We start from the raw sequence: 8,412 nt of genomic DNA on the forward strand, positions 1-8,412 counted from the left end.
TTGGAATAAGAGAATGGGAGTGCATGAGCTGTGGTACAGCTCATGATCGAGATATAAACTCAGCTCTAAACATTCTTGCGCTTGGGCATAAGCGTCTAGCTGTAGGAATCACCCTCTTTTAAGGGGGGGAGGATGTCAATGAGATGAATTTTCAGTCTATAATACGGGGCTCTTATTAAAGCTTGGCTCTAGTCGAGATTTACTCTCTCTTACTTTAATCTCTGGAAACATTGCAATGAATGCGGCCGCTTCACAAGACACTCCTCTCGTTGGAATTATCATGGGTTCTCAATCGGATTGGGCAACGCTAGAAAACACTGCCAATATGCTCAAACAGCTTGGCGTCCCATTTGAAGCGGAAGTAGTATCTGCACACCGAACTCCAGATCGATTATTCGAATATGCCGAAACCGCACGTGATCGTGGTATTCAAGTAATTATTGCCGGTGCTGGCGGCGCAGCACATTTACCAGGCATGTGTGCAGCCAAGACTGATTTGCCTGTACTCGGCGTACCGGTAAAATCATCGATTCTAAATGGTGTTGATTCACTGCTTTCAATTGTACAAATGCCTGCAGGGATTGCTGTCGGTACTTTGGCCATTGGCCCAGCGGGTGCAACCAATGCGGCGATCATGGCTGCACAAATTTTAGGTTTAACACGGCCTGAAATCGCAAAAAATGTTGCAGATTTCCGTGCTGCGCAAACCGATAAAGTGGCGAGTAAAAATATTCCGGGTCAAGCTTAATTAAGGGGCATTTCTCATGGATAAAACCATTGGTATTTTTGGTGGTGGCCAGTTGGGTCGTATGATGGCGCAAGCGGCATTACCTTTAAACATTCAATGCACCTTCTTTGAAGCGAGTACCGACTGCCCTTCTGCAGCCCTAGGTCCAGTGATTTCGACCCAAGCTGAAAATGGCTTGCAAGATTTCATTCAGAGCGCAGATGTTTTCAGCTTAGAGTTTGAAAATACCCCGCTGGCAGATGTTGATGTATTGACCAAAAACAAAGCATTGCACCCACCGCGCCAAGCTTTAGCGATTGCACAGCATCGTTTGTCTGAAAAAGCCTTGTTTGATGAGTTGGCTATTCCAGTTGCACCCTATAAGGCCGTGACGTCTTTAGAGAGTTTAGAAGCCGCTGTTGCTGAACTGGGTTTACCCATCGTACTGAAAACATCGCGTGGCGGTTATGACGGTAAAGGTCAATTTGTGCTACGTAGCGCTGAGCAAATGGATCAAGCATGGGCTGAACTGGGCCCTGCTGGTGAATTGATTGCGGAAAGCTTTGTAACCTTCTCACGTGAAGTCTCAATCATTGCGGTGCGTGGTCAAGACGGTGATGTGAAAACATGGCCATTGGCGGAAAACCACCACCACAACGGCATTTTGTCGCATTCGATTGTGCCTGCGCCAAACAGCGCAGACTTACAACCAGTTGCGCAAGACTACATTACTCGCCTGCTCAATCATTTGAATTATGTCGGTGTTTTGACGCTAGAACTGTTTGTGACCGATAAAGGCTTATATGCCAATGAGATGGCGCCACGTGTGCATAACTCGGGGCATTGGTCGATTGAAGGCGCAGTGTGTTCACAATTTGAAAACCACATTCGTGCTGTAGCAGGTCTACCTTTGGGTTCAACTGAAGTTGTTCGTCCAACGGTCATGGTAAACATCATTGGCCAACATCCGAAGTCTGAAGATGTATTGGCACTGAATGGCGCACATTTGCATCTGTATAACAAAACAGAGCGTGAAGGTCGCAAAATCGGTCACATCACATTAATGCCGAACGATACTGCAGAATTAACAGCTTTATGTCGTGCTTTGGCGAAAATTTTGCCGAATCCACTGGCACTTAGCGAAGATATGACCATTTAAACCTGTGTTTGAATGATAAAAAAGCGGTCATGCACATGGCCGCTTTTTTTATTGCTGTAGTTCGGGCATCATTGCGCCTCTTTGCAAAATCACACCGTTTATCGCTGAAACGATAAGAAACTATGGATCATAAAGTGTTCGTTCGTTTATAAATATTCTGCGCTAATCTTCGTATGGTTTTTTGTGTATCAATAGTCTGCGATGTATGTGAATCAAAATCAAAAATAACTAATGCGTTTTGAATTCAAACTGTGTTTTTAAATTTAAACTATGAATTTGAATTCAAAAAATCCTATGCCAAAAACAATGAATTCAAAGTTTATGAATTTAAATTTCAAAAAATGAATTCATTTCGCTGTGTTTAAATTTAAAAATTTGAATTTAAAAGTTGATCAGAATTATTGGATCTGTAGAAAGTGCTTTTAAAAGCTATAATATTTTGATTATTAACAATAAAGATGAATTGTTACGCTATTTTGAATTTGTGGATAACTTTTTCTACATACGATTTATTTTTAAATTTAAAAGTTTTAAATTTAAATTTAAACCGTTGTTTGGTTTGTAGTGAATTTAAAACTGGGTTGTGGATAACTGCTTTTGAATTCAAATTTCAAAAATGAATTTAAATAAGTAGAGATTATGAATTTAAATTTACGTTTTGAACCTTTAACTTTTGCTTTGAGATGCTATTGTTAAAGCAACAATTTAAATTCAAAAAAAGATCAAGGGTATGAAGCATCACTTAGGATTTGTTTTCGGGACTGCTTTATTGGCAATAACTCAGGCAAATGCCGAGTTGATTATTAATGGTCAGTCTGTCAATTCGTCGAGTATGCCTGCAACAAGCAGCATTTCATCACAAAATAACTTTCAAGGTTGTTTAGCCAATTTGCGCTCGCAAGCGATTAATGCAGGTGTGAGTGCGTCAACTTATGATCGCTATACGCAAAATTTAACACCTGATTATTCTGTGATTGAAAAGCTCAACTATCAGCCTGAGTTTTCAACTCCGATTTGGGACTATCTGTCCGGTCTGGTAGATGAAGAGCGTGTACAACTAGGTCAGCAGAAATTGGCGCAGCATCGTGATGTATTAAACCGTGTCGCAGCGGCTTATGGTGTGCCTGCTGAAACCGTGGTCGCGGTTTGGGGTGTGGAGAGTAATTTTGGTGATATTGCGGGTAGCTATCCTTTATTACAGTCATTGGGCACTTTAAGTTGTGAAGGACGCCGTCAAAGCTATTTCCGTGGCGAGTTTTTTGCAGCCATGCGGATTTTGCAGCGTGGTGATTTAAATGAATCTCAATTGAAAGGTTCGTGGGCAGGTGCATTTGGTCATACCCAATTTATGCCGAGTACCTATGAAGAACTGGCCGTGGATTTTGATGGTGATGGCCGCCGTGATTTGGTGTCGAGTACCACGGATGCGTTGGCATCTACAGCCAACTTCCTGAAAAAGCGTGGTTGGCAAACTGGTCAGCCGTGGGGCTTTGAAGTAAAAATTCCCGAAGGAATGTCGATCAGTGGTGAAAGTCGCCGTAATAAAAAGTCATTAGATAGCTGGATGAATCGTGGTTTGCAGCGTGCCGATGGTACACCGTTAATACAAGGTAACCTTTCTGGATCGAGCCAAGCAGGTTTAATGGCACCGGCTGGGGCAAGTGGGCCTGTGTTCTTGGTGTTTAAAAATTTCGATGCAATCTATAGCTACAATACCGCAGAGAGTTATGCATTAGCGATTGCGCATTTATCCGATCGCTTGCAAGGCAAGGGTGGCTTTAGTACGACATGGCCAACCGATGATCCTGGGACTTCACGTGCGGAACGACGTGAGATTCAACAATTTTTACTTAACCGCGGCTATGACATCGGTAAAGTTGATGGATTAATTGGAGATAAAACCCGTCAAGCAATTCGACAAGAGCAAAATCGACTGGGTTTAAGTCCAACAGGTCGGGCGGGACAGCAGATTTTACGGGCATTTCGTAATGAGCATGCCAAGGCAATGATGAATTAAGTTTGAGCTATGCTTTTTATATAGTAGTCAATATATATAAAAGCTTGTCTATATAAAAAAGGTCTGCAATTGCAGACCTTTTTTATATGTTTTTGACTCTTAAACCGCAGTGATTGTACCTAAGATACGATAGCCAGCAGCACCAGTCACACTTGGTAAATTTGCACTAAGCTGATTGACAAAGCGCATCGCCAACCAAGCAAAGGCTGTGGCTTCCACCCATGTTGGGCTTAAGCCTAAATCGGCGGTACTTTGTACCGTCCATTCATGTTTACGTAAACGCCAGCGCAGTTGCTCTAATAGGTGCGAATTGTATGCACCACCACCGCATACATAGACTTCACCAGTATCCATATCAGAACGGTAAATGGCTTTTTTAATGGCACGTGTGGTGAGTTTCATTAAGGTTGCTTGAATGTTTTCTGGTGTATCTTCGAGTTCGTCATATTCGAGATCTCCACGCCAATCGAGAATCTGTTCATCTAACCATTCTAGATTGAAGTCTTCACGACCTGTACTTTTTGGCGGTTCTTTAGAGAAAAACTCATGCGCTTGTAAGCGGTCGAGCAAGCTGCGAATAGGCTGACCATAAGCCGCCCAGTTGCCATTTTCATCATACGGTTGACCAGTATAACGTTCGCACCATGCATCCATTAAAATGTTGGCAGGGCCTGTATCAAAGCCATAGACATCTTCAGGTTTACCCGCAGGTAACATACTGACATTGGCGATGCCGCCCAAGTTTAAAATCACACGGTGAATGGTGTCATGTTGGAAAAGCGCTTGATGGAACGCAGGAACTAAAGGTGCGCCTTGACCACCCGCAGCCATATCGCGGCGGCGAAAGTCTGAAATCACAGGGATTTTAGTGAGTTCGGTAATAATATTGGGGTCGCCAATTTGCAGGGTAAAACCATGTTCAGGACGGTGGCGAATGGTTTGTCCATGTGAGCCAATCGCCTTGATTTGACTACGATCTAGCTGATTTTTCTCGATCAATTCATTGATGCCATGACCGATCATTTGAGCTAATGCAACGTCTGCCTTACCCATGCGATCAATTTCGTTATCATCAGGCAAGGTGAGGGCCATCAGTTCATCACGAAGGTCTGGGTCAAAGGGAAGTGTGAGCGTCGCATGAATCTCTAAAGGATCAAAAGAAGCAGCAACAATATCGACACCATCCATGCTTGTGCCGGTCATTACCCCAATGTAGATCGCTGTCATGATGATTCTTAAGCCTGCAATGTGCTGAAAAAGTGTTAGTATATCGCACAAATTGTATAACTGATCTATTTGGATTTTGTGATGTCAAATTTCCTGCCGGCTGAAGAACAACTTGCCCTCATCCAACGAGGCACACATGAGATTATTTCTGAAGAAGATCTTCTTAAGAAATTAAAGCAGAATCGCCCATTAAAAATTAAAGCGGGTTTTGACCCGACTGCACCTGATTTACATTTAGGTCATACGGTTCTGATTAATAAATTAAAAGTTTTCCAAGATTTAGGTCATGAAGTTTACTTCCTGATTGGTGACTATACAGCCATGATCGGTGACCCAACGGGTAAGAGTGCTACGCGTCCACCGTTGTCACGTGAAAAAGTTTTAGAAAATGCTAAAACTTATCAAGAACAAGTATTTAAGATCTTAGATCCAGCGAAAACTAAAGTTGTGTTTAACTCAGAGTGGTTTGGTCAAAAAACTGCTGCTGACTTGATTCAGTTGGCTTCACAGCAAACTGTGGCACGTATGTTGGAACGTGATGACTTCACTAAACGTTATAACAGCCATCAACCGATTGCGATTCACGAGTTTTTATATCCATTGGTGCAAGGTTATGATTCAGTTGCGCTAGAAGCGGATGTAGAGTTGGGGGGTACAGACCAAACCTTTAACTTGCTGATGGGGCGTACATTACAAAGCCGTTATGACCAAGAGTCTCAAGTGTGCATTACTGTGCCGATTCTTGAAGGTTTAGACGGCGTAAATAAAATGTCTAAATCTTTGGGTAACTATATTGCTGTATTTGATGCACCGGGTGCGATGTACCAAAAAGTGCTGTCAATGCCAGATGATTTGATCGAACGTTACTTTGACTTGTTGAGCTTTAAATCGATTGAAGAAATTCAACAGTTACTTAAAGAAGTGGCTGAAGGTCGTAATCCACAAGAAGTGAAGAAAATTCTTGCACTTGAATTGGTTGAGCGTTTCCATGGCGCAGAAGCTGCGGCAAATGCGCACAAAGGTGCAGGCAACTTGATTACTGAAGGTGAACTTCCAGAAGGTACACCAGAAGTGACTATTTCTCGTGGCGCATTTGGTGGTGAGATTTTCATTACTTCTATTTTGCGTGAAGCGGGTTTGACTAAAAATGCAGCTCAAGCAAAAGATGCAATTGGTCGTGGTGCAGTGAAAGTGGATTGGGAAGTGGTTGATGCAGGTTATGCTGTGTCAGAAAACAAAACTTTGATTATCCAAGCGAGCAAAAAAGCGATCGCAAAAGTAACTTTTACCGACTAATAAATTCTTGAATTTTTAGTTAAGTTATTGAATTAAAAGCAGGCTTCGGCCTGCTTTTTTTTACCAATTAATATATTAATAATATAAATAAGCAAATTCAAAAAAAACCTTATAAAAACAACACTTAAATTTTGCCAAATGTGTTGCATTTCTTGAATTTTATGTATAAGATTTATTCATCTAGAGAGATATATACCATCTAGAGGGTACATAACGATAGCTCCACTTTTTATAAGTCTCTTCCCCAAGGGACTCTTTTTTTAGTGAGTTAACAAATAACTATAATAACTACACGATGGATCGACTAAAGATTCAATTCTAAGGGAAAGATTTTGGGAGAGATCTTTCCCTTTTTTATTTGTAAAATTGAGCTATTCCTTTCAAAAATCACATTCATTTCTGTATTAAAGACTTTAATTGCGCCAGAAAAAAAGCCCGATTCAATCGAGCTTTAAAATGTCTTTACTCAGATAGATGTTCATGGAGCTTGGTTTTAGGGCTTAGAGCCAAATTGAATGAAGCTTAATTTAGGTAAAATCCGCTTGACTAAAGTCCCCACTAAAAGTGCGGTAATAATGGTGCCTTCACGTACTCCGATGACTTGATGTAAGACTAGCCAACTGCTGATAACCGCAATACTGACCAAGACAATGTCGCCATAGGTTTTACAGTTGCCAAAATCAAGGCGATAACGAATAGCAATGGCTTGATAGAGACCTTCTGCGGCTAAGAGGACTAGACTGGCTTTGACCACTAAGCTCACACCTAAAGCGGTAATCAGGCAACTTGCCAAGCAAGCCAGGAGTTGAAGTGGGTAACTTTCTATGCTCCAGCCTTGGGTGAGCCACATTAAACCGTCAATAAATGCACCAAACAAAATTCCCACGGGTAATTGCAGCCACTGTATCCACTGAAAGCGTGATTTTAAGATCAGCATTTGCAGCAGTATCATGACGATGTGCATCAATACTGTTAATGTGCCGACGGTGAGTGGAAAGATATAGCTAAAGCTGTAGGGCACCGAGGAAATAGGGGATGTCCCTAAATTTGAATGTATAGAGAGTACGACACCAAAAGCCAATAATCCTAATCCGCTTAATAGTAAGAATAAGCGTGGAAAAAACTGTGTTGGCATCCTGCACCTAAAAAATAAAAAGAGTGTACGTAAAACGCAGCCTGCACTCTATGCGTCTAAAGCCCAAAAATAGTGGCTTTTTATGACTGTGATCGTTAATAGTGATTATTCAAATAAAATAGGCTGTATTTTTATCAGCAAAAATGACTAAGCATGTAATTAAAATGATTTTTGCAAAAACAGGCCTTATGGAACAATGGTCAAAAATCAAAAAAGAGCAACAACATGGCGTATTACAATACCGATAATCATGATGAACAGATTGATCGAATCTTGAGGTATTTATTTGACTACCAAACTACACAGCATAAAAGAGCATTATTTTGTGAGGCGCAGCAACAATTACATGATTTGGATATCGCAGCACAGTACCAACTATTTGCATTGGTACGAGAACAACTCCCTCGGCGTGCCAAGCTGCTATTTTCTGCCGAGGATTTCAGTGGAAAGCAACAAGTCATCTTGGAAGTCATGCAACATTTAGCATATGAACGTTAAAAGAATGTTGGTAAATATAAAAATGCAAGCTAAAAAATGTCTATGAAGCTTGAATCGGTGTGATGACAGAAAAAAATGATGTGCTTTGAGGAAGAAAAGTAGACTAATGATCAATAAATAATCAAAGCTACTTTTATTAGATTTAAAAGCGCTGAAAAAGATTTGCTAGATATAAGAAATTTACTTAATTAAATATCGACTATTTGCTAAAAATTTATAAAAAATGCCTCTGTACACGACAAATTTCATAGGATCCTTGTCCTATCAGGCTTTTTCTTTCTTAAAATTGCTAGCACTTTCTTAAATTCTTCTTTTTTTCCAAAACCAATCAAACGTAGAATAGCCATTTGAAC

General features: G+C 40.9%; 8 protein-coding genes. 6 read left to right on the forward strand and 2 right to left on the reverse strand.

Annotated features, from left to right (window positions below):
* The 4 genes from FTV03_RS16280 to FTV03_RS16295 all read left to right on the forward strand — a co-directional run.
* On the forward strand, positions 1 to 122 hold a 122-nt coding region (locus FTV03_RS16280; RefSeq protein ID WP_180005585.1), incomplete at its 5' end, for a zinc ribbon domain-containing protein.
* Between the two features lie 113 nt (positions 123 to 235).
* Positions 236 to 748, forward strand: coding sequence for a 5-(carboxyamino)imidazole ribonucleotide mutase (purE, locus tag FTV03_RS16285; RefSeq protein WP_078189531.1), 513 nt, complete (start codon positions 236 to 238; stop codon positions 746 to 748).
* Between the two features lie 16 nt (positions 749 to 764).
* The gene (locus FTV03_RS16290; protein ID WP_168379845.1) at positions 765 to 1,886 is read left to right on the forward strand and encodes a 5-(carboxyamino)imidazole ribonucleotide synthase; all 1,122 of its coding nucleotides are present in this window, start codon (positions 765 to 767) and stop codon (positions 1,884 to 1,886) included.
* A 730-nt stretch (positions 1,887 to 2,616) separates the two neighbouring features.
* Entirely contained in the window at positions 2,617 to 3,903 is a 1,287-nt protein-coding gene (locus FTV03_RS16295; RefSeq protein WP_180042220.1) for a lytic murein transglycosylase, read from the forward strand.
* A gap of 99 nt (positions 3,904 to 4,002) precedes the next feature.
* Here the strand turns inward: FTV03_RS16295 and FTV03_RS16300 are convergent, their stop codons facing one another.
* The gene (locus FTV03_RS16300) at positions 4,003 to 5,130 is read right to left on the reverse strand and encodes an anhydro-N-acetylmuramic acid kinase (RefSeq protein ID WP_078189534.1); all 1,128 of its coding nucleotides are present in this window, start codon (positions 5,128 to 5,130) and stop codon (positions 4,003 to 4,005) included.
* A gap of 63 nt (positions 5,131 to 5,193) precedes the next feature.
* Between FTV03_RS16300 and tyrS the strand changes: the two genes are divergently transcribed.
* A complete protein-coding gene (gene tyrS / locus FTV03_RS16305) occupies positions 5,194 to 6,426 on the forward strand; it encodes a tyrosine--tRNA ligase (RefSeq protein WP_171262600.1) in 1,233 nt (410 codons plus the stop codon).
* A 493-nt stretch (positions 6,427 to 6,919) separates the two neighbouring features.
* Here the strand turns inward: tyrS and FTV03_RS16310 are convergent, their stop codons facing one another.
* The gene (locus FTV03_RS16310) at positions 6,920 to 7,561 is read right to left on the reverse strand and encodes a YitT family protein (RefSeq protein ID WP_180022985.1); all 642 of its coding nucleotides are present in this window, start codon (positions 7,559 to 7,561) and stop codon (positions 6,920 to 6,922) included.
* A 225-nt stretch (positions 7,562 to 7,786) separates the two neighbouring features.
* On the opposite strand from FTV03_RS16310, the gene FTV03_RS16315 reads away from it, so the two are divergent.
* A complete protein-coding gene (locus tag FTV03_RS16315) occupies positions 7,787 to 8,059 on the forward strand; it encodes a hypothetical protein (protein WP_180042222.1) in 273 nt (90 codons plus the stop codon).
* The last annotated feature ends 353 nt before the right edge of the window (positions 8,060 to 8,412 follow it).

Origin of the sequence: Acinetobacter sp. YH12218 (genome assembly GCF_013417925.1) — a bacterium.
Classification (GTDB): domain Bacteria; phylum Pseudomonadota; class Gammaproteobacteria; order Pseudomonadales; family Moraxellaceae; genus Acinetobacter; species Acinetobacter amyesii.